Origin of the sequence: Streptomyces sp. DH12, from assembly GCF_020873895.1 — a bacterium.
Classification (GTDB): domain Bacteria; phylum Actinomycetota; class Actinomycetes; order Streptomycetales; family Streptomycetaceae; genus Streptomyces.
In genome coordinates this window covers 1-389 of the sequence record NZ_JAHWGT010001666.1, presented here as the reverse complement: position 1 = coordinate 389, position 389 = coordinate 1, and the positions used below count along the sequence as shown (strand labels likewise).

1 protein-coding gene is annotated in these 389 nt (G+C 72.5%); it reads left to right on the top strand.

Going from position 1 to position 389, the window contains the following annotated elements:
- Positions 1-389, top strand: a 389-nt coding sequence (locus LPA54_RS41635; protein WP_228985550.1) for a S8 family serine peptidase, incomplete at both ends; no start/stop codon positions are given.

Genomic DNA, 389 nt, shown 5'->3' with positions numbered 1-389 from the left:
GCCGCCCACTCCATCCCGGCGCGAAGATCCTCAACGGCAAGGTCCTCGACGACGCCGGGTTCGGCGACGACTCCGGGATCCTCGCCGGGATGGAGTGGGCGGCCGCAGAGGGCGCCGACATCGTCAACATGAGCCTCGGCGGCATGGACACCCCGGAGACCGACCCGCTGGAGGCGGCGGTCGACAAGCTGTACGCCGAGAAGGGCATCCTGTTCGCCATCGCGGCGGGCAACGAGGGCCCGCAGTCGATCGGTTCGCCGGGCAGCGCCGACTCCGCCCTCACCGTCGGCGCCGTCGACGACAAGGACAAGCTCGCCGACTTCTCCTCCACCGGCCCGCGCCTCGGCGACGGCGCCGTCAAGCCGGACCTGACCGCCCCCGGCGTGGAC